A 20,464-nucleotide genomic window follows, 5' to 3' on the forward strand; every position below is an offset into this window, starting at 1 on the left:
CTGAATTCAATTGTCGATGCGCGGCGAGCTCGGCTCGGGCTCCTGGATGGCCAGCAAGGCTTGGGGAAAGTCGAAGGCCTCCATGCTTTGCTCCAGGCGGCGCATCGCGTCGGCGGAAAGGCTTTGCGCCAGCGCGCCATGATGGCGGCGGAAGATTCCGTCGGCGGAGAAGTCTCCCGCCCGCAGCGCGGTTGCCAATTGCCGCAAGGCGTCTTTCCCGCCCGGGGCGGCGCTTGTTTTTTCAGGCGCCGCGGCTTGCAGCGCCAGGACGCTGTCGTTCAACTGGCGCAACAGAGCCGCCAACTGCTCAAGCTTGTCCTGCGCGTCTGTTCCATGGTCGCGCAAGGAGGATTCCAACGCTTCGGCGGCGCTTTGCAGCGAACTCAGGCCCAGCGTGCCGCTGCTGCCTTTGAGGGTATGGGCGATCCGCACCGCTTCTTCTTGCGTCAGATCGGCTTGCCTGAGCTTATCCGCGTCCTCGCTGTGGTAGCCGAGGAACCGCCCCAGCAAGGAGCGGTAGCGCTCCAGGTCGTTGCCCACGCGCGACAAGCCCAGGGCCAGATCCAGGCCGCTTATCGCCTCGAGTTGGCTGCGCAGCTCCGCCGGCGCGGCAGGGCGTTCCGGCTGCGCAGCCTGCGTCGCGGCTTGCGCGTGCGGCAGCCAGCGCCGCAAGGTTTCGAACATCCGCGCCGGTTCGACCGGTTTGGCGACAAAGTCATTCATGCCGGCTTTTTCGCAGGCCTCCCTATCATCCGCGAAAGCGTTGGCGGTCATCGCCAGAATGGGCACTTGGCGTCCCGCCGGGTTTGCGCGTATCCGGCGGGTGGCTTCCAGGCCATCCATGCCGGGCATCTGCATGTCCATCAAAATCAGAGCATAGCCGGCGGGGGCGGCGAGAAAGCGCGCCACCGCCTGCGCGCCGTTTTCGGCGATGTCCGCATCCAGGCCTATGCTGCGCAGCAGGGCGACCGCCACTTCCTGGTTGACCGGGTCGTCCTCCGCCAGCAGCAGGCGCAATCCTTCCGGGTGCGAGGCATGGCTTGGCGAGAGGGCGGGCTCGGCCGCGGCGGCGCGCAGCTCGCCCCGCTCCAGACGGGCGGTGAACCAGAACACGCTGCCCTTGCCGGGCTGGCTTTCCACGCCCACGGTCCCACCCATCATTTCCGCCAGATGCTTGGTGATGGCCAGCCCCAGTCCGGTGCCGCCGTAACGGCGAGTGGTGGAGGCGTCGGCCTGTTCGAAGGCGCCGAACAGCCGCGGCAGCGCTTCCGCGGGAATGCCGATGCCGGTATCGCGGACTTCGAACCGGGCCAGCACCGCGCCATCCTCGCCCAGGCTCTGCTCCAGCCGCAGGGCGACGCTGCCGCTGGCGGTGAATTTGACGGCATTGCTGGCCAGGTTCAGCAAGCATTGCGTCAGCCGGGTGAGGTCGCCGCGGGCGGCCAGCGGTTCGGACGGCAGCTCCAGCAGCAAGGCCAAGCCTTTGGCGCGCGCCAGGTCCGCCACCATGGCGGCCACATCCTTAGGCAGCCGGGAGAGCTCAAAGTCGCTGTAATCCAATTTGAGTTTGCCGGCTTCGGCCTTGGACAAGTCCAGAATGTCGTTGATGATGTTGAGCAGGTGGCGGGCGGAGCGGTCTATGGTGTCCAACTGGTGCCGCTGTTCGTTGGACACGCCTTGCTGGCCCAAGAGATATGCCATGCCGAGGATGGCGTTCATCGGGGTGCGGATTTCATGGCTCATATTGGCCAGGAAGGCTGATTTCATCGCATTGGCCGCCTCGGCCGCTTCCTTGGCCTGCACCAGGGCATGCTCGGCCTCTTTGCGGCGGCTGATGTCGATGACGAAGGCGATGACGCGGTCGGGCGAGTCTTCGCCGCCTCTGGCGTAGTACAAGGTCACCTCCACCGGGATGGCGCGGCCTTGGCGGGTGAGATTGGCGCTTTCGAACTGGGCGCGGTTATGCTGCCGCAACTGGGCGATGGCCGCATGAAATGCCGGAAAGGGGACATTGGGGTCGATGTCGGGCACGGACAGGCTCAGCAATTCCTGCTCGCTATAGCCCAGCATGTCAGCGCAGTGGCGGTTGGCGTAGAGGATGCGGCCGCTGTCGGGGTCCACCCACTGGATGCTGATGCCCACGCTGTCCATGGCGAACTGGTTCATTTGCAGCCGGGCGTGCGCTTCTTTCACCTCGGAGGTGCGGGCCTCGACCAGCTCTTCCAGATGGTGGCGATAATTATCCAGCTCCAATCCCATCCGCTTTTTCTCGGTGATGTCTTCTTGCAAGGCCAAATAGTGGGTGATGCTGCCGTCTTCCTGGCGAATGGGCGCGATGACGGCGAATTCGATCGACTCTTCTCCATTCTTGCGCCGATTGTAAAACTCCCCTTTCCAGGGAAGGCCCTGTTCCAACTGCCGCCATAGCTCCTGGTAGGTTTCCTTGGGCGTGCGGCCGGAGGCCAGCAGGCTGGGCTTTTGTCCAAGCACCTCTTCGCGGCTGTAGCCGCTATGGCGCAAAAAAGCCTCGTTCACATATTCGATTTCGGCGTCGCGGTCAGTGATGATGATGCTTTCCGGGCTTTGCTCCACCACCAGCGACAGCTTGCGGATTTCGTCCGCCGCGCGCTTGCGCTCGGTGATGTCGCGGCAAGCGCCGTAGAGGGTGCCGTCGGGCAATTGGATCGCATTGATTTCCACGGGCGTCAGCGCGCCATCGTTGCGCTTGAGCAGCAGCTCGGTGGTGACGTGTTCGCCGGCCAGCAACTGCTTGAGCACGGCGGCCGAATGTTCTCTATCCTGCTCCGGCGTGATGTCCGGAATGCTCATGCCCAGCAACGCTTGCTGGGTATAGCCGAGCAGCAGGCTGGCTTGATGGTTGGCGTAGAGATAGCGTCCCTGTGGGCTGGCGACGAAGACCGCGTCGGCGGCATGGTCCAGCAGCGATTGATAGCGAGCCTGGCTGGCGGCCAGGGCCTGGCTTTTCTCGCGCATCGGCCGCAAGTCGGCGTAGGTGGCGACAAAGCCTTCCAGCGATCTGTCCAGGTTGTGGATGGCCGCGATCGTGAGATAGATCGGTATCGACTCGCCATGCTTGCTGATCCGCGCCACCTCCCCGGACCAGTTGCCGCGAGAGAGCACCAGGCTATTGATGGCCTCGCGGCGAGCCATTTCTTCCAGCGGCGTCAGGCGAGAGATGGCGTGGCCTATCAGCTCGTCGGCCGGATAGGCCATCAGCTGGATGAAAGCCGGGTTGGCATAAGTGACGCGTTGCTCGGCGTCGGTCATGACGATGGGTTGCGCGGTCTGGCCTAGCGCTTGGACTAAGCGGTGAGTGTCGGCTTCGGCCAGCTTGCGGTCCGAGACATCTTCGGTGTAAATCAGGATGCCGCCGATGGCGCCGTTTTTCTCGTGCCAGGGCCTGATTTCCCATTTGAGCCACTGGACGTGGCCATCGGCGCGCAGGAAGCGATCCTCCTCCGCGCGTATCACCTCGCCCGCCAGGCCGCGTTGATGGATGGCTCGCCAAGTCTCGGGAATTTCAGGAAAGACCGCGTAATGGGACAGGCCCTGGACGTCGCGGCCCTCCAGCCCGTAATCTTTCAGCCAGCGCTGGCTGACCGCCAGGTAACGCATCTGGCGGTCGAACATGGCCAGCGAGGCCGGCGCGTGATCGACGAACAGATGCAGCAACTGCTCGCTTTCGCGCAAGGCCACCTCTGCTTGCTTCTGCTCGGTGATGTCTTGCATGGCGCCGCGGACTTGGACGATCCGCCCTTGTTCTATCACCGGTCGGCCCAAGGTGCGCACCCATTTGCGCCGTTTGGCCGCGCTGATCAACTCCAGTTCCAGATCGTATGGCGCGCCCTGCTCAATGACGGTTTTAACGGCTTTTTCTATGCGGACGCGGGATTCGCCCTCGTAAAAGGACAGGCCCAGGGAGACGTTGGCGGGCAGATCCTCAGGCAGATCATGGATGCGCGCGACTTCTGGCGTCCAGCCGCCTTCCCCGGTGGCGGGGTCGAACCACCAGCCGCCGATCTTGGCGATCGCGCTCATCTCGCGCAACAGCTCATCGTGCTCGTGCAGCTGCTTTTCCAGCCGCTTGCGTTCGGAAATATCGGTGGCGATGCCGCAGACGGCGTAGATTTTGCCTTGCTTGTCGTGCAAGGGAAATTTCAGCGAAATATAGGTATGCATGCCATCGAGATGGGGGACGGTTTCCTCCAGCTCTATCGCTTGTCCGGTCGCCATCACGGATTGGTCGGCGGAAGTGACGCGGCGGGCGACCTCTTCGGGAAAGAGGTCGAAATCGGTGCGGCCCAGCATGCCGTTGCGCGCCAGGCCGAAAATTTCGGCGAAGCGGTGATTGGCCAGCATATAGCGGCCCTGCTCATCCTTGATGAAAATCACCGCCGACGCCTTGTCCAAAATCGCCTGCAGCAAGGCATGCTGCTGCTTGAGCGCGTCTTCCATTTCCAGCAGCGGGGCGAGGTCGTGCAGGGTCACGCTGTAGAACAGCGGTATTTGCGCGTCATGGCATGGGCGAATGGTCACCGAGGCTGCGATCGGCCCCCTGGCGGCGTGCGTCAATTGCATTTCAACAACCTGGTCCGGCTCTACGGCGGCGATGTCGGTCCGGGTTTCAGTCGGCGCCAGCAGATCCACCCACGCCAATTGGCGCAGGGTTTCCTCGTCGCGTCCCAGCAGGCGTTGCGCCTCCTTGTTGGCCGATTGGACGCGGCTATCCGCGGACAGCAGCAGCACGCCATATTGGCCGTTCTCGAACAATGCCCGGAAACGCATGTTTTCATGGCTGCTGAGGGCGGAAGCCGCTTGCTGCGCGGCGAGGTTTCGCAGGTGGCGGCTGAACAGGCTGAACAGCGCGGCGGTGACCGCGAATACCGCGATCGAAAACAGATCGGAGGGCCTCATGGCCGCGCCATTTAGCCTCAGTGGGATGAAAATCGCCCATGCCAAGCCAACCGACAGCAAGGTGGCGGCCAGGCCGCCTTCCAGGCCGCAGGCCAGCGCGGCGAGAAAGGTGGCGGGATAGAACAAGAACCAGGCATAAGGCTGCAGATAGGCCCACAGCCCCCATTGCGCCAACCCGGCGGCGAACACGATGAGGAGGGCGAGCGACAGGCGTGACAAGCGGTTGAGCGCTTTAGGTCTAACCTTAGAGAAAATCGACAAGGCAAGCTCCGGTGCGGCGGGGGCGGCGATCAAAACCATGCATTGGTATCAATCTAGACGAAGTTGGGTTCGCGAGGGAGCGGAAAATAGCCGAACATGAGTAGGATCAATATCTTGCGGGAGTAGCCATGGCGGGGGAAAGGATCACCGTGCTGGTGGTGGACGATGCGCCGGAATGCCTGGCGGTGCTGGGCGAATTGTTGCAGCCGCATTATCGGGTGCTGGTGGCCAACAGCGGCGCCGCCGCTTTGCGGCTGGCGGAGGCGGAGCCAAGGCCCGAGCTGATTTTGCTGGATGTGATGATGCCGGAGATGGACGGCCGGCAAGTGTTCACCCGTTTGCGCGCCCAGGCCGCCACTGCCGATATCCCGGTGATCTTCGTCACGGCGATGGGCGATCTGCAGGATGAGCTGCAGGGGCTGGAGGCCGGCGCGGTCGATTACATCACCAAGCCCATCGCGCCGCCGCTGGTGTTGGCGAGAGTGCGCATCCAGCTGGAGCTGAAGCAGGCCAAAGACCGCTTGAGCGATCAAAACCGCTGGTTGGAGCGCGAAGTGGCGCGCCGGATGTCGGAGAACGATCTGACCCAGCGGGTGGCGATACACGCTCTGGCTCGGCTGGCGGAAACCCGCGACAACGAGACCGGCAACCACTTGCTGCGCACCCAGGGCTATGTGGAAAGGCTGGCCCGCTTGCTGCAGGCCTTGCCGGCGTATGCGGGGGAGTTGACCGACCACAAGATAGATTTGATCGCGCGTTCCGCGCCGCTGCACGATATCGGCAAGGTCGGCGTGCCCGACAAGATACTGTGCAAGCCGGGCGCCTTGGATGAGGATGAGTGGTCCATCATGCGCACGCACGCGCGGATAGGGGCGGAGGCGATTGCCCAGGCTGAGCGGGATGTCGGCCATTCGCTGGAGTTTCTCACTTACGCCAAGGAGATCGCGGAGCATCACCATGAGCGCTGGGATGGGGCGGGCTATCCGGATGGCCTGGCCGAGACGGATATTCCCTTGCCTGCGCGGCTGATGGCGCTGGCCGATGTGTTCGACGCGCTGATTTCGCGGCGCTGCTACAAGCCGCCTTTTTCGTTCGAGCATGCGCGCGGATTGATCGCCGAAGGCGGCGGCAGCCAGTTCGATCCCGACATCACCCATTGTTTTCTGGACAACTTCGACGACTTCGTCGCCATCGCCCGACGGCATGCGGACCAGCAGGCGGAGAGGGCCGAGCCGCAGGGGTGATGCTCCGGCCGCCGCGCTTTGGCCGCGCCAGGCCTGGCTTGGTGTCGGCCCGGCCGGCTTTCCGGTATCCTTGCGGTTTCGTTGTCTTTCTGCGCTGAACCGATATGCACATCCACATCCTGGGTATCTGCGGTACCTTCATGGGCGGCATCGCCGCCATCGCCAAACAGGCCGGCCACAAGGTGACCGGCTGCGACGCCAACGTCTACCCGCCGATGAGCACCCAGCTGGAGGCGATGGGCATAGAATTGACCCAGGGTTTCGGCGCGGAGCAGATCGAACTGAACCCGGATGTGTACGTGATCGGCAATGTGGTGACGCGCGGCAAGCCTTTGATGGAAGAAATCCTCAACCGCGGCCTGCCTTACATTTCCGGTCCGCAGTGGCTGGCCGAGAACGTGCTGCACGATAAATGGGTGTTGGCGGTGGCCGGCACCCACGGCAAGACCACCACCAGCTCGATGCTGGCGTGGATACTGGAAGACGCCGGCCTGGCGCCGGGCTTTTTGATCGGCGGCATCCCGGAGAACTTCGGCGTGTCGGCGCGGCTGCCGGGCAAGCCGGCGCTGGACTCGGACAGCGTCAGCCCCTTCTTCGTGATCGAGGCCGACGAGTACGATACCGCCTTCTTCGACAAGCGCTCCAAGTTCGTCCACTACCGGCCGCGCACCGCCATCCTGAATAACCTTGAGTTCGATCACGCCGACATCTTCGCCGATCTGGCCGCCATCGAGACCCAGTTCCACCATTTGGTGCGCACCATTCCCGGCAACGGCCGCATCGTCAGCAACGGCCGCGAGGCCAATCTGGACCGCGTGCTGGAGCGCGGCAGCTGGACGCCGGTGGAGCGCTTCGGCGCGGACGCCGGCTGGCAACTGGGCGAGCTGCACGAGGACGGCGGCTTCGAAGTGCTGCTGGAAGGCAAGCTGCAAGGCACGGTGCGCTGGGCGCTGTTGGGCGAGCATAACCGCCTGAACGCCGTCGCCGCCATCGCCGCCGCGCGGCATGCCGGCGTGGCGGTGAAGGACGCCATCGACGCCTTGTCCCGCTTCGCCAACGTCAAGCGCCGCATGGAAGTGAAGGGCGTGGCGGGCGGTGTCACTGTTTACGACGACTTCGCCCACCATCCCACCGCCATCGCCACCACCCTGGAAGGCCTGCGCCGCAAGGTGGGCCAGGCGCGCATCCTGGCGGTGCTGGAGCCGCGCTCCAATACCATGAAGCTGGGCACCATGAAGGACGCGCTGCCGGGTTCGCTGGCGCTGGCCGACCTGGTGTTCTGCTCGGCCGCCGGCCTCAACTGGAACCCGGCGGAAGCGCTGGAGCCGATGGGCGCCAAGGCGCAAACCTTCACCGATTTCGATGCGCTGCTGAGCGCCATCGCCGCCGAGGCCAAGCCTGGCGACCACGTGCTGGTGATGAGCAACGGCGGCTTCGGCGGCATTCACCAGAAACTGCTGGACAAGCTGGCTTGACGCCGCCATCCGCAGGCCTGCCCGCTCCGCTGCTGCTGGCGCGGCAACTTGCGCCGCTGCTGGAGGGACTGGAGTGGGCGATAGGCGGCAGTTCGCTGCTGTGGCGGCTGGGCTTGGAGCCGGCGCCGCGCGATCTGGATATCGTTGTTTCGCTTGAGTGCGCTGGCGCGGCGGAGACCATCCTGGATGGTTGTTTGCAGCGCCTGCCGCGGCCGGCGCATGCCGACTACGCCAGCGAGGTGTTCGTCCGCTACCGCGCCTCGTCCGGGGTTGAGCTGGACCTGATGGCCGGCATCGCGGCGCGGCGCGAGGGGGCATTGGTGCGCTGGGAGTTTGATCCAGCCAAAAGCTGTCGACAGGATGCGCTGCCTTTCATGCCGGCCGAGGATTGGCTGGATTTATACCGGCTGTTTGATCGGCCGCGCCGGGTCGAGCAGTTGACGAGGTATCTGGCGACTCGGGCTCAGGGCAGCTTGATGATGTAGTTGGCGCCGCCTTCGCGCGCTTTTCCCAAGGCTTGATCCAGGCGGTCCAGCAGCGCGGTGGGGCTGTTTTCGCCCTGGCGCAGCGCGCTCAGGCCGACGCAGGCGGCAGCCTGGTGCTCGGCGCCCTGATAGATGAAGGTGAGCTGGCGCAAGGCTTTGATCAGTCTGCGTCCCAGTTCGTTGGCGCCGGTCATGTCGGTGTTGGGCAGCAGAACGATGAAGCTCCCTTCGGCGCGGCGCGCCACCACATCGCTGTCGCGGGTGCTTTGCAGACACAGGCTGCTGGCCAGGCGGAGCAGGTGATTGTAAGCCGAGCCGTCGTCTTCCTTCGGCACCATCTCCGGCACATTCACCAGCTCCAGCACCAGTCCCGACAATTGCGCGCCATAGCGGCGGGCGCGGGTGGTTTCATTGTGCGCCATGGTCATCAGCCGGTGCATGCCGATCACGCCGGTCAGCTTGTCTTCATTGTCCTGTTGATCGCCGTCCTCCTTCAGCGAGCGGACGATATTGAGCGAACGCTCCACCAACTGCCGCTCGAAATCCAGCAGCTGGCTCATCACCTTGGCCTCGGTGCGGTCCATGAAGCTGAAAACCTGGGTCTCCACGCCGTCCAGCATTACTTTGCGCACGGATAACTGTACATCGAAACTGCGTCCCGTGGCGGTGCGCAGCAGCATGCCGCGGTTGTAGATCATATTGTTGCGTTCCAGCTCCTGGCGGATATTGTTTTCGTCCTCCTTGTCGGCCAGGAACTCGTAGATGGATCGGCCCAATAGTTCATTGTGCGGGCAGGCGAGCAGGATGCCGGCCAGTTGATTGGACGAAAGTATGCGGCCGCTTTCCGGCTCGGTCAGCAGCAGGCTGCCTTGCACGGTGTCGAACAAAGGCTGGAGGATTTGCAAAGCTTCCATTCATCGGCTCCCATGGCGGCTGAGGCGAGGGGTGCTGCTGGGGCCTGGAAAGGCGTCGCGGCATGCTACGTTCTTTTACTTAGTGTATGACGTGTGTCTGGGTATTTCACGCCCGACCGACATTTCAACGGCATAGCCGGATGGGCTGGCGATCAATGCCGCGGCAGGGCTGGACGGCAGGCGCCGCAGCGGTTTGCTATGGTGGAAGCAGCGCGCGGTTTGGGGAGAGGCCATGAACAAATGGCTGCCGTTGGCGGCTTTGCTGGGCGGACTCGCGGCGGGAAGCGCGCAGGCCGAGTCTCTGCGCATCCTGCTGATCCAGCTGCCGGGCGTGATGGAGGGCGTGATGGAGGGCGAAGGCCAGGATTTTCATGGCGGCGGAGTCGATTTGCTGCGAGAACTGTCTCGCCGCGCCGACATCCCTTTTTCATTCGAAGTCTATCCCCAGGCGCGTTCCATGCTGCTGGTGCAGCAGACACCAGACACCTGTATCCCGCTTTCCCGCTTTCTCGGGCCCCGGCTGCAGCTGAAGTGGAGCGCGCCGGTTCTGCCCATCCAGCTGGTTTTGTTTTCCCGCGGCGATGACACTTTGCTGGTGCCGGATCTGGAGCATGCGCGCAAATTGAGGATAGGCGCGATGCGGGGCAGCGCGGTGGCGGCCAGGCTGCACGAGCTGGGTTTGGCGCTGGAGGAAAGCTCCGACTATCAAACCGGTTTGCGCAAGCTGCAGCTGGGGCGTCTGGATTTGTGGGGCATGGTCGATATCGGCGTGTCCACGCTGTCTACCCGCGTCGGCATTCCGCACCCCAGAGCCGCGCTGGTGGTGGATAAGAGCGACATCGCCTTGGCCTGCAACCCGCAAGTCAGCGATAGGGCGATGTCCAAGCTGGACCATGCGATTGAGAGCATGCGGCAGGACGGCAGCATGGGGCGCTTCGACATGAAGTGACAAAGCGCATGTCAAGCAGGGACGGGCTGCGCTAAACTGGCGTTTTGCCTGTTCCGCGAGACTCCGTTGAAATCCCGTCTGACTCTGCTGGCCGGCAGCCTGCTTGTCGCCGCCTGCGCCACGCCGCCCCAGCCCGCTTCCGCCCCGGCTGTCGTTTCCCCTGCTTCCGCGCCCGGCGCCGAGTTGCCGCCGCCCGCGCCGGTCGAACCCGCCTCCGCCCCGGTGGTCGCGCCGCCGCCCGGCAGGCCGGTGAGCAAGCCCATCCAGCCGCCTGCCGTCTTGCAGGAAGGCCAAGGCAGGGCGCTGCTGGAGCGGTTGTTGCCGCAGGGCATACCGGACCGCAAGGGCTGGAGCAATGACATCATGGGCGCCTTCAGCCATTTGAAGATTCCGTACACGCCGCAGTTCTTCTGCGCGGTGCTGGCGGTGGCGGAGCAAGAGTCCGGTTTCAGTCCGGACCCGGTGGTGCCCAATCTGTCCAAGATCGTCTGGGGCGAGATCGATCAGCGCCGCCAGAAATACCTGATTCCGCAATTCGTGGTGGACGCGGCGATGAGCAAGAAATCGCCCGATGGCCGCACATTCAAGCAGCGGGTGGATGCCCTGCGCACCAAGCGCGAGATGAACGCGCTGTATGAGGACATGGTGCGCGAGCTGCCGTTCGGCCAGACCATCTTCGAGCACAAGAACCCGATTCGCGACGGCGGCCCGATGCAGGTCAGCGTGGCCTTCGCCGAAACCCACGTCCGCGCCTGGCCGTATCCTTACAGCTACGCCAGCCTGCGCGACGAGGTGTTCACCCGCCGCGGCAGCGTCTACTTCGGCACCGCCATCCTGTTGCAGTATCCCGCGCCTTACCATGACATGGTCTACCGTTTCGCCGACTTCAACGCCGGCCGCTACGCCAGCCGCAATGCCGCTTTCCAGCAGGCGGTGGCCAAGTTGTCCGGTCGCAAGCTGGCGCTGGACGGCGACATCATGCTGTACAACAACAAGATGAACCGCGATCTGTCCGGCGAAGTCAGCGACACCCAGCGCGCGCTGCAAGCTATCTCCGGCCGCCTGGGCATGAGCGACGCCGAGATGCTGCGCGATCTCAAGCTGGAAAAATTGTCCGGTTTCGCCCAGTCGCCCTTGTACCAAAAAGTGTTCGCGCTGGCCGGCTCCAAAGCGCCGCGCGAAATCATTCCGCAGATTGTGCTGGTCAGCCCCAAGTTCACCCACAAGCTCACCACCGAATGGTTCGCGCGGCGGGTGGATGGCCGCTATCAGCGCTGCCTGGCGCGCGACGGGGCCAATTAGCGGCATCGTTTCCGGACGCCCGGCTATGCTGAATGGGGGAAGCAAGCTGGGGAGGCGTCGTGGCGCGATGGTGGAGCATAACGCTGGCAGCGGCCTGGCTGGGGCTGACACCGCCGGCGCAAGCCGATTCTCTGACGATCTGGATCAGTCCTCGTCCGCCTTTGTCGCTGGTGGACGACGCCGGTACGGTGGCCGGTCCGATCACGGGTCTGCTGGGCCGCATCGGCGCCAGCGCCGGCCAGACCTTGCAATTGAAAGGTTGTCCAGTCGCGCGCTGCTTGATGATGGCGCGGCGTCTGCCGGACAGCTGCGCCTTGTCGGCGCGCGGGCCGGCGCGCGAGACGCAGTTCAAATGGAGCCATGTCATCCTCAACTTGCGGATGGTGTTGCTGGCTCGCGCCGAGGATAAGCGGGCGGTCGCCAGTTTGGCGGATGTCCAGGCTCTGCGGGTGGGAGTGACGCGCGGCACCATGCAGGAAAGCCTGCTCAAGGAGGCGGGCGTGCCGGCGCAGGAAAGCCTGGATGTGGAGACAGGTTTGCGGCAGCTGCAGTTGGAGCGGCTGGACCTGTTCGCCGCCCTGGATCTGGACGTCGCGCAAATGGCCAAGCGCATCGCCATGCCTGCGCCCAAGGTGGCGCTGGTGCTGGCCGACTGGCCCTTGTATTTCGCCTGCAACGCCAACGTCAGCGATGAGGCGATGGCCCGCTTGAATGCTGGCGTGGCGGCGCGGCGCGCGGCCGGGGATTTCGATGGCTTGCGCAGCCGCTAGCGGGCTGGGCCTGCTTGCCGCCTTGCTGTTGCCGGCATCGGCCTGCGCTGGCGACATCGTGTTCGGCGACCGCCCCAGCAGTCTGGGCGATGGCGTGAAAAGCGATTGGAACGGCTGGAGCCTGCAAGGGAAGGGCGCGTTCGGCATCGGAACCGTGATCCGCGCCGACGCGCCTTCGTCTTATCTGATCAATGGCGCAGGCATGGGCAGCCGCAACGATGGCGAGCTCAACTATGGCAAGGGCGACACGGTTTCGCGCAGCGTGGATGCTTATGTTCAGCTGGACGCCAGCCGCGGCGGCTATGGTTTTTTCATCAGCGCCAAGGCTTGGTATGACCAGGCGCTGGCGGCGGAGTCGGCGCCGCATGGCAATGTCGCCAATGGCTACCGTCCTGGCCCATTGAGCGATGCCGGCTTCGTCCCGTCCAGCCGGTTCGGCGGACTGTTGCTGGATGACATGTATTGGTATGGCAGCCTGAGCGTGCTGCAAAGGCCGCTGACCTTCCGGCTGGGCCAGCAGGTGATACCTTGGGCCACGCCGACCACGATAGGCGGCGGCCTGCAGCAGATCAACGCGGTGGACTACCCGGCCATGTTGCGCGCCAGCGCCTCCGCCGAGGCGGCCAATGAGCAGGCGCCGGCCGTCTACGCTTCTTGGCAGATCAGCGCGCTTGGCAGTCTGGACGGCTATTACCAGTTCGCTTTCCGCTCCAATGGCTACCCCGGCTGCGGCACCTTCTATTCCATCAACGATTATCTGCAGCCCGGTTGCGACAAACTGACGCTCAATGGCGCGATCTTGAGCCAGCTGGCGCATAAGCCGGTGCTTACCGGCGATCAGCAGTCCATCGCCAATCCCCTGGATTTCATCGCCCGTACTGACGATGTCCGCCCTGGCTCAGGCCAATATGGACTGGGCTGGCATCGCGATCAGGTGCTGGGCGGCCGGCTGGGCGTGTTCGCCGCCGACTATATCTATCGCAGCCCGCTGCTGCAGGTGGTCAAGACCGGCCCCGGCGCGCTGCTGACCGCGCCGGGGCCCGGCGGCGCGCCAATTCCTGTCGGCATCGCCGGCGAATATCGGGATGACTTTCCAGACCATCGCCATCTGTTCGCGCTCAACTGGCTGCGTCAGACCGACAGCGGCGCCCGCTTGTATGTCGAATACAGCGTGCAGCCTAATCATCCTCTGCCCTGGAACGGAGCGGACATTTTCAACGGCGCCATCGCCGGCGCAGGGCCGCTGGCTTATCTCAGCCATCTGACTGCCGGCGATGTCATACGGGGCTACGACGATTTTCGCGTCAGCCAATGGATAGTCACCGCGCATCAGCCTTTTTCCTGGCCGACAGCCAGCGCGCTGGACGCGCAGATCGGCTTGCGCCAGGTGTTCGGCTTGCCGGATCCCTATGTGATGCGCTACGGCCGACCGGGTTTCGGCACGGCGCCCAGCAGCGCGCAGCCCGTTTGCTCCAGCGACGCCGCCTCTTGCGCGCTGTCCGGTTTTGTCACGCCTACCGCCTGGGGCTGGAAGCTGAAATACCAGGCCAGCGTGCGCGGACGGGAGGGCTGGCCGGCATGGCAGCCTTACCTGGCTTTCGCTTACGACCCGGTCGGCTATTCCGAGGATGGCCAGTATTCGGCAGGCCGCCATACCGCGACGGCCGGCTTGGGCGTGCCGCTGAAAAAGGACTGCGCGCTGGACTTGCGCTATGTCCGCACCGGCGGCGGCGCATACAACCTGCTGCAGGACCGCAGTGTGTTCATGCTGAGCCTGAAAGCCGGTTTCTAGCCCTTCGCCTATATTGATTTGACATCAAGCGGCGACGGCGCAGGCGGCGCGCGTCCATCGCCCTGCGGGATCGATTCGATGAAACGGATCATTCACGGCAAGACGATGGAGCTAGGTCCATTCCGGACGCGCCGCTGCTGTCGGCGCTGGAAGAGGGCGACAGCGTCACCGCGATAGAAGGCAAGGCCGACAAGACGGCCGCGCAAGACGGCTAAGGCCGGCTAAGCAAAAGGGAGGCTCGCGCCTCCCTTTGCTTATGTCACGCCAGCCTGCGGCGGATCAGAAGCCGCCGATCAGAATCCAGCCTATCAAGGCCGGCGCCAGCGCCATGCAGAAGCCGCGCATCGCCGTCATCGCGCGCGGCGGGCAGCTTGCGGACAGCTCCGCGCGCACCACCGGCCATGCCTTCCAGCCGACGAACAGCGCCAGCAGCAGCTCGCCCAGCGGCATCAGCAGCTTGGAGGTGACGAAGTCCAGCAGGTCGAAGAAATTCATGCCGAACAGCTGGTAGTCGCCCCATACGCCCAGCGACAGCGAAGCCGGAATGCCCAGCAAAAAGGTGGCCAGCGCCATGCCGCAGGCGGCGGAGCGGCGCGACAGGCCCAGTTCGTCTATGGCGAAGCTGGTGATCACCTCCAGCAGCGACACCGAGGAGGTCAGCGCGGCCAGCAGCAGCAGGCAGAAGAACATCGCCGCAAACAACTGCCCCATCGGCAGGTGGGCGAACACCGCCGGCATGGTGATGAAGGTGAGGCCCGGGCCGGCGGACGGGTCGAAGCCGAAGGCGAACACCGCCGGCAGCACCATCAATCCGGCCAGGAAGCAGGTGGCCACCGTCAGCAGGATCACCCACAGGGCCGAGCCCACCAGATTGGAGTCGCGGCCGACATAGGAGCCATAGGTGATCATGATGCCCAAGCCCAGCGACAGCGAGAAAAAGGCCAGGCCCAGCGCATCCATCAGCATGGCGCCGCTGAGCTTGGAGAAGTCCGGCGCCAGGAAGTAGGCCATGCCTTCCAGCGCGCCAGGCAAGGTCAGGCCGCGCGCGATCAATAGCAGCATCAGCCCGAACAGCGCCGGCATCAGGAATTTGGACAGTTTTTCTATGCCTTTTTGCACGCCGCCGGCCACGACGCCCAGCGTCATCAGCGCGAAGGCGGCGTGATAGATCAAGGGCTGGGAGGGATGGCTGATGAAGCCGCCGAAGATGTCGCCCAGCTTTTTGGCGTCGGCGGTGAGGATGCCGCCGTCAATCGACTTGCCGATGTAGGCGATGGTCCAGCCGCCCACCACGCTGTAGAAGGACAGGATCAAAAAACACACCAGCACGCCCATATAGCCGATCACCGGCCAGCCGCCGCCGGCAAGCTTGCGGAAAGCGCCGACCGCGCCGGCGTTGGCGGCGCGTCCCAGCGCCATTTCCGACAACATCAGCACCAGGCCCAGCGTCAGGCAGATGCCCAGGTAAACGAATAAAAAGGCGCCGCCGCCATTGGTGGCCGCCACATAGGGAAATTTCCAGATGGCGCCGAGTCCGATGGCGGAGCCGGCGGCCGCGAGAATGAAACCGAGGCGCGAGCCCCATTGAGATCGATTCATGGTGAAAGTCTTTGTCGTCATGCTGTTTTGGAAGGTGCCTGGCCATGGCTGCGCCTTGCCGCGCGGGCAGGCGAAGACAGGGTCATGCGGCCGCCAGCGCAAGGCCGGCGGCGAGGTTTCCCGCTGCCCTTATGGCGGGCAGTCATGGAAGGGGACGGCTGGGCGCGCTTGCGGCCCGCGCGAGCGGCGCCGGGGCTAAAGCGCAACAGCCTGGGAGAGGACGCCGTTTGTTGGACGGCACTACCGCGGCATCAGGGTTGGCAACGCCAGGCGGTCCTCGATTTGTATTTTGGATACGCTTCAAAATGTAACAATGAATGCGAATAGTTTCTACTGTTTTTGGCATAAAGCTGCAAATTACCCTGTGAGCATGCCAGGCGCTGCCTCCTGACGGTTTCGCGCTGCCGCTTCTTGGAGCGGTCGCCTATATTGATTTCACATCAACCGGCGACGGCGCAGGCGGCGTGCGTCCATCGCCCTCTGCGGGGATCGATCCGATGAAACTGATCATTAACGGCAAGGCGGCGGAACTGAGGTCCGCTCCGGACACGCCGCTACTGTGGGCGCTGCGGGATGAGCTGGGCCTGACCGGAACCAAGTTCGGCTGCGGGGCGGCGCTGTGCGGCGCCTGTACCGTGCTGCGCAATGGCCAGCCCATCCGCACCTGCGTGACGCCGCTGGCGGCCCTGGAGGAAGGCGACCGCGTCACCACGATAGAAGGCAACGCCGACAAGGTGGCGCAGGCGGTGAAGCAAGCCTGGCAGGCAATCGATGTGGTGCAGTGCGGCTATTGCCAGAGCGGCCAGTTGCTGGCCGCCACCGCTTTGCTCAGCGGCAATACCAAACCTTCCGATCAGGACATAGACAATGCGATGAGCGGCAATCTGTGCCGTTGCGGCACCTATCCGCGCATCCGCGCCGCCATTCATGAAGCCGCCAGATTGCTGAAGGAGCCGCAAGCATGAATATTCGTCAGCTTTCCCGCCGCGAATTCCTCAAAGCCGGCGGCGCGCTGTGCCTGGGTTTCACCTTGCCGACAGGCGGCAGAATGGCGCAGGCCGCTACGCCCGCGGCAGCGGCTCCCGTGCCCAATGCTTTTGTCCGCATCGAGCGCGACGGCAGCGTCGTCATCGTCAGCAACAAGTCCGAGATGGGGCAGGGCATCTATACATCGCTGGCGCTGCTGATCGCCGAGGAGCTGGAGTGTGATTGGAGCCGGGTGAAGGTGGTGTCCGCGCCGGTGGCGCCGGTGTACGCCCACACGGTTTTCCATCTGCAAATCACCGGCGGCAGCACCAGCACTTTGTCCAGTTACGACCAGTACCGAAAGGTGGGCGCGGCCGCGCGCCAGATGCTGATCGCCGCCGCCGCCGCGCGTTGGGGCGTGCCGATGTCGCAATGCCGGGCTGAAAACAGCCGGGTGTACAACAGCGCCAACTCCGCCAGCCTGGGCTATGGCGAGCTGTCCGAGGCCGCCGCCAAGCAGCCGGTGCCGGATGCGGTGGAGTTGAAGCCGCGCCATCGCTGGAAGCTGATGGGCAGCCGCGTACATAGGCTGGACGGGCCGGAAAAGCTGGACGGCAGCGCGCAGTTCGCGCTGGATGTGCGCCTGCCGGGCCAATTGACGGCGCTGATCAAGCGCTGCCCGAGCTATGGCGGCAAGCCGTTGAGCTTTCAGGCGGATGCGGCATTGGCGGTGCCAGGCGTCAAGGCGGTGGTGGCGATCAGCAACGGCGTGGCGGTGGTCGCCGAAGGATTTTGGCCGGCCAAGAAGGGGCGCGATCTGCTGGAGGTGAAATGGGATGCAGGCCCCAATGCCGCTTTGGATTCGGCTAAGTTGAACGAGGAGTATCGGCGGCTGGCGAGCCAGGAGGGGCAGGTTTACCAGCGGGTGGGCGAGGCCGATGCCGCCTGGCGCGGCGCGGCCAAGAAGCTGGATGTCCGCTACGAGCTGCCCTATCTGGCGCACGCGCCGATGGAGCCGCTCAACTGCGTGGTGTGGCTGAAGCCGGATGGCTGCGAAATCTGGAGCGGCACCCAGTCGCAAACCATGGACGCGGCGATGGCGGCCGGCATGCTGGGCTTGAAGATGGAGCAGGTGACGCTGCATACCACCTTGCTGGGCGGCGGTTTCGGCCGGCGGGCGATACCGGGCGGCGGCGACTGGCTGCGCGAGGCAGTGGAGGTGGCGCGCGCCCATGGCAAGGGCGTGCCGGTGCATCTGATGTGGACGCGGGACGACGATCTGGCCGGCGCCTATTACCGGCCGATGTGGCACGACCGGGTGCGCGGCGGCGTCGATGCCGCCGGGCGGCCGGTGGCCTGGCTGCAAACCGGCGTCGGGCAGTCTATCGCGGTCGGCACGCCATTCGAGAAAATGATGATCAAGGATGGCATAGATGGCTTGTCCATCGAGGGTACGGCCGACATGCCTTATGCCATTCCGGCCCGGCTGCTGGACCTGCATACGCCGAAAACGCCCTTGCCGGTGTTGTGGTGGCGCTCGGTCGGCCACTCGCACAGCGCCTTTTCCACCGAGAGTTTCATCGACGAGCTGGCCAGGCTGGCGCGCAAAGACCCGCTGGCTTATCGATTGTCGCTGCTGCCGCCCGGTTCGCGGGAGAGCGGGGTGTTGAAAGAAGCCGCCCGCATGGCGGGCTGGGGCCGCAAGTTGCCCAAGGGCCATGGCTTGGGCATCGCCGTGCACGCTTCTTTTGGCTCGTACGTCGCCCATGCGATGGAAGTGGCGGTGAAGGGCAAGAGCCTGACGGTGCAAAAAGTGTGGTGCGCGGTGGATTGCGGCGTGACGGTGAATCCGGATCAGGTGGCGGCGCAGATGCAGGGCAGCATTCTGTTTGGCCTGTCCGCCGCCTTGTTCGGCGAGATTACTTTCAAAAACGGCGAAGTGGAGCAGAAGAATTTCGATGGCTATCAGCTGTTGAGGATGTCTCAATCGCCGCTTATCGAAGTTTCCATTCTTCAGAGCGAGGAAGCGCCTGGCGGCACCGGCGAGCCGGCTGTGCCGCCGGTCGCGCCGGCCTTGGCCAATGCCATCCATGCCGCCAGCGGCAAGCGGCTGCGCATCCTGCCCTTGAGCCGCAGCGGTTACCAGCTGGCATAGGAGCCCGCGATGCGAGGCAATGACGAAGAGGTGCTGGCGCAGGCGGTGCAGTGGCTGAAGCAGGGCCGCCGGGCTGCCTTGGTGACGGTGCTGGGCACTTACGGCGCCAGCCCCAGGCCGCCGGGTTCGATGGCGCTGATCCGCGACGACGGCGCGATTTTCGGCTCGGTGTCGGGCGGCTGCGTCGAGGATGATCTGCGGTGGGAAATCGCCGCCGGCGGTTTTTTCGACGCAGGGCCCGCTGTACGAGTGCGCAGCTTCGGCGCCAGCGTGGAGGAGCGCCAGCGTTACCGCTTGCCTTGCGGCAACAGCCTGCGGGTGGCGGTGGAAGCCTGTCCGGATGCCGCCTTGCTGGAGGCTTTGCTGCAGGCGCTGCAGTCGCAGCGCTGCCTGTGGCGGCAGGTCAGGTATCGGGATGGAGAAAACCGGCTGGTCGAGCGCGAAATGGCGGGAAGCTTTGCCGAGGATGAAGATGGCTTTGCCGCGCTGCATGGGCCGAACTGGCGTCTGCTGATCATAGGCGGCTCCGAATTGGGGCGTTATCTGGCGCAAATCGCGCTGACGCTGAATTTCGCGGTGACCGTATGCGAGCCGCGCGAAGAATATCGGCAGGATTGGCCCATGGCGGCGCAGTTGTCTGTGGAAATGCCTGACGATCTGGTGCTGGGTTTCCGCTGCGATGGCCGTACTGCGGTGGTGGCGGTGACGCATGATCCCAAGCTGGATGATCTGGCCTTGATGGAGGCGTTGAAGTTGCCTTGCCTGTATGTGGGCGCGCTGGGCTCGGCCACGACCACGCTGAAGCGCAAGGCCAGGCTGGAGGAGCATTTCGGCCTGACGCCGGCGCAACTGGGGCATTTGCATGGCCCGGTGGGGCTGGACATAGGCTCGCGCACGCCGGCGGAGATAGCGGTGTCCATCGCCGCCGATCTGGTGGCTTGCCGCAGCCGGCTGCTTCGGGCGCAATCCGAAGACCGCCAAAGCGAGGCGTGCCGGACATGATCGTGGGCGTGGTGTTGGCGGCGGGCCAGGCCCTGCGGTTCGGCTCAGACAAGCGGCAGGCCAGGCTGCCGGATGGGCGAACCTTGCTGGAGGCCAGCCTGGCGTCTTTCATCGGCCAAGTTCAGGAGTTGGCGCTGGTGCTGCCGGCGGATGATCTTTATGGATTGGCGCAATGCCGCACGCTGGGGGTGCGGCCGCTGGCTTGCCGTTTGAACCCGGCCGGCATGGGGCATTCCTTGGCTTACGGCGCGGCTTGGGCGATGTCGCTGGCGGGTTGCCAGGGCATGGTGCTGGGCTTGGCGGACATGCCGGCCGTTCAGCCGCATACCGTAAGCCAAGTGGCGGCGGCCCTGTGCCATGGCAAACCCGTGCTTCCCTGCCATCAAGGCGCGCCGGGGCACCCGCGCGGCTTGCCTGCAGCCAGTTTCGCCAAACTGCTGGATCTGGCTGGCGACGTCGGCGCGCGCGAGGCGGTTGACTGGAGCCAAGCATTGAGGCTGGAGGTCGATGACGCCGGCGTATTGCTGGACATCGATACGCAGGAAGACCTCAAGCGCTTGCATGGCGCGGCGGCAGCCGATTAGGGATGGCTCGCTGCGTTTTCTATAGTGAAGT

Annotated in this window: 14 protein-coding genes; 11 read left to right on the top strand and 3 right to left on the bottom strand. The window is 64.5% G+C overall.

What is annotated here, in order from left to right; genetic code table 11:
• Positions 1 to 6: 6 nt before the first annotated feature.
• Positions 7 to 5,196, bottom strand: coding sequence for a PAS domain S-box protein (locus NKT35_RS14870; RefSeq protein WP_254294298.1), 5,190 nt, complete (start codon positions 5,194 to 5,196; stop codon positions 7 to 9).
• A gap of 128 nt (positions 5,197 to 5,324) precedes the next feature.
• Between NKT35_RS14870 and NKT35_RS14875 the strand changes: the two genes are divergently transcribed.
• The 3 genes from NKT35_RS14875 (at position 5,325) to NKT35_RS14885 (ending at position 8,400) form a co-directional block, all read left to right on the top strand.
• Positions 5,325 to 6,440, top strand: a complete 1,116-nt coding sequence (locus NKT35_RS14875) for an HD-GYP domain-containing protein (protein ID WP_254294305.1) — start codon at positions 5,325 to 5,327, stop codon at positions 6,438 to 6,440.
• A gap of 104 nt (positions 6,441 to 6,544) precedes the next feature.
• Complete coding sequence (gene mpl / locus NKT35_RS14880) at positions 6,545 to 7,915, top strand: UDP-N-acetylmuramate:L-alanyl-gamma-D-glutamyl-meso-diaminopimelate ligase (protein ID WP_254294307.1); 1,371 nt, start codon at positions 6,545 to 6,547, stop codon at positions 7,913 to 7,915.
• Positions 7,912 to 8,400, top strand: a complete 489-nt coding sequence (locus NKT35_RS14885; protein ID WP_254294309.1) for a hypothetical protein — start codon at positions 7,912 to 7,914, stop codon at positions 8,398 to 8,400. The genes mpl and NKT35_RS14885 overlap by 4 nt, the downstream gene beginning before the upstream one ends.
• On the opposite strand, the gene NKT35_RS14890 is transcribed toward NKT35_RS14885, so the two are convergent.
• Complete coding sequence (locus NKT35_RS14890) at positions 8,379 to 9,314, bottom strand: sensor domain-containing diguanylate cyclase (protein ID WP_254294312.1); 936 nt, start codon at positions 9,312 to 9,314, stop codon at positions 8,379 to 8,381. The genes NKT35_RS14885 and NKT35_RS14890 overlap by 22 nt on opposite strands.
• 232 nt (positions 9,315 to 9,546) lie before the next feature.
• Here NKT35_RS14890 and NKT35_RS14895 point away from each other — a divergent pair, with 232 nt between their 5' ends.
• The 4 genes from NKT35_RS14895 (at position 9,547) to NKT35_RS14910 (ending at position 14,127) form a co-directional block, all read left to right on the top strand.
• Positions 9,547 to 10,263: a substrate-binding periplasmic protein gene (locus tag NKT35_RS14895; RefSeq protein WP_254294314.1), complete on the top strand. Its 717-nt coding sequence runs from the start codon at positions 9,547 to 9,549 to the stop codon at positions 10,261 to 10,263.
• A gap of 66 nt (positions 10,264 to 10,329) precedes the next feature.
• Positions 10,330 to 11,565, top strand: a complete 1,236-nt coding sequence (locus NKT35_RS14900) for a DUF1615 domain-containing protein (protein ID WP_254294316.1) — start codon at positions 10,330 to 10,332, stop codon at positions 11,563 to 11,565.
• A 59-nt stretch (positions 11,566 to 11,624) separates the two neighbouring features.
• Positions 11,625 to 12,335: a substrate-binding periplasmic protein gene (locus NKT35_RS14905; protein ID WP_254294338.1), complete on the top strand. Its 711-nt coding sequence runs from the start codon at positions 11,625 to 11,627 to the stop codon at positions 12,333 to 12,335.
• Positions 12,316 to 14,127: a DUF1302 domain-containing protein gene (locus NKT35_RS14910; protein ID WP_254294340.1), complete on the top strand. Its 1,812-nt coding sequence runs from the start codon at positions 12,316 to 12,318 to the stop codon at positions 14,125 to 14,127. Before NKT35_RS14905 ends, NKT35_RS14910 begins: the two co-directional genes overlap by 20 nt.
• Before the next feature lie 279 nt (positions 14,128 to 14,406).
• On the opposite strand, the gene NKT35_RS14915 is transcribed toward NKT35_RS14910, so the two are convergent.
• Positions 14,407 to 15,726 (bottom strand): sodium-dependent transporter, encoded by a 1,320-nt coding sequence (locus NKT35_RS14915; RefSeq protein WP_254294342.1) that lies wholly within the window; start codon positions 15,724 to 15,726, stop codon positions 14,407 to 14,409.
• 497 nt (positions 15,727 to 16,223) lie between these two features.
• Here NKT35_RS14915 and NKT35_RS14920 point away from each other — a divergent pair, with 497 nt between their 5' ends.
• The 4 genes from NKT35_RS14920 to NKT35_RS14935 are packed head-to-tail and all read left to right on the top strand — an operon-like array spanning position 16,224 to position 20,433.
• The gene (locus NKT35_RS14920) at positions 16,224 to 16,691 is read left to right on the top strand and encodes a (2Fe-2S)-binding protein (RefSeq protein WP_254294343.1); all 468 of its coding nucleotides are present in this window, start codon (positions 16,224 to 16,226) and stop codon (positions 16,689 to 16,691) included.
• Entirely contained in the window at positions 16,688 to 18,847 is a 2,160-nt protein-coding gene (locus NKT35_RS14925; RefSeq protein ID WP_254294345.1) for a xanthine dehydrogenase family protein molybdopterin-binding subunit, read from the top strand. The genes NKT35_RS14920 and NKT35_RS14925 overlap by 4 nt, the downstream gene beginning before the upstream one ends.
• Positions 18,848 to 18,856: 9 nt before the next feature.
• On the top strand, positions 18,857 to 19,849 hold the full coding sequence (locus tag NKT35_RS14930; RefSeq protein ID WP_254294347.1) for an XdhC family protein: 993 nt from the start codon (positions 18,857 to 18,859) through the stop codon (positions 19,847 to 19,849).
• Positions 19,846 to 20,433: a nucleotidyltransferase family protein gene (locus tag NKT35_RS14935; protein WP_254301396.1), complete on the top strand. Its 588-nt coding sequence runs from the start codon at positions 19,846 to 19,848 to the stop codon at positions 20,431 to 20,433. Before NKT35_RS14930 ends, NKT35_RS14935 begins: the two co-directional genes overlap by 4 nt.
• The last annotated feature ends 31 nt before the right edge of the window (positions 20,434 to 20,464 follow it).

It is taken from the genome of Chromobacterium sp. IIBBL 290-4, from assembly GCF_024207115.1.
Taxonomy (GTDB): Bacteria; Pseudomonadota; Gammaproteobacteria; order Burkholderiales; family Chromobacteriaceae; genus Chromobacterium.